Source organism: Paracoccus acridae, from assembly GCF_014642735.1.
Taxonomy (GTDB): Bacteria; Pseudomonadota; Alphaproteobacteria; order Rhodobacterales; family Rhodobacteraceae; genus Paracoccus; species Paracoccus acridae.
In genome coordinates this window covers 1-811 of the sequence record NZ_BMIV01000082.1, presented here as the reverse complement: position 1 = coordinate 811, position 811 = coordinate 1, and the positions used below count along the sequence as shown (strand labels likewise).

The following is an 811-nucleotide window of genomic DNA, read 5'->3' as shown; positions in this document are numbered from 1 at the left end:
TGAACCGCCCCTGGTTTACCGGAGAGTAAAACACTCAAAGGATGAGCCCTATGTCAAAGCCGAGATTCACCCCCGCCTATCCGGCCGAGCTTCGCGAACGCGGTGTTCGACTTTTCCGAGAGAACCGCGGCGACTACGCGAGCGACACGGCCGCCTACAGGGCGATTGCGCCGAAGCTTGGCTGTTCGCCCGACAGCCTGCGCGTCTGGTGCCAGCAGGCCGAACGTGATGCCGGTCAGCGCGGCGGTCTGACGAGCGCGGAGAAGGACCGGATCAAGGAGTTGGAGCGCGAGGTCCGTGAACTGCGCCAGGCCAATGAGATCCTGAAGAAGGCCAGTGCATATTTCGCAGCGGCGGAGCTCGACCGCCCGTTCCGCAAATGATCGCGTTCATCGACGATCACCGTGGTGTCTTTGGTGTCGGGCCGATCTGCCGGGTTCTGGGGATCGCACCATCGACGTATCATGCCTTCAAGGCCGTCGAGCGCGATCCAGACCTGGCATCGGATCGGGCCAGGCAGGATCGCCTCGACATGGCTGCCATCAAGCAGGCCTTCGATGGCAGCCGAGGCAGATATGGCGCGCGCAAGGTCTGGCACCAGTTGCGCCGCGAAGGGCACGATATCGCCCGCTGCACGGTGGAGCGGCTGATGAAGGCGATGGGATTGCAAGGCGTTGTCCGCGGCAAGAAGGTCATCACGACCCACCCCGATGCGGCTCAGCCTTGCCCAGACGACAAGGTGAACCGGGCCTTCGTCGCGGACATGCCAAACCAGCTATGGGTCAGCGATTTCACCTATGTCTCAAGCTGG

At 62.8% G+C, this 811-nt stretch carries 1 pseudogene and 1 other annotated feature; the pseudogene reads left to right on the top strand.

Annotated features, from left to right (window positions below):
- Positions 1-50 precede the first annotated feature (50 nt).
- Positions 51-811 (top strand): annotated as a pseudogene (locus IEX25_RS20280) (IS3 family transposase); the annotation flags it as partial.
- Positions 338-454: a sequence feature (AL1L pseudoknot), on the top strand. (Overlaps the previous pseudogene by 117 nt.)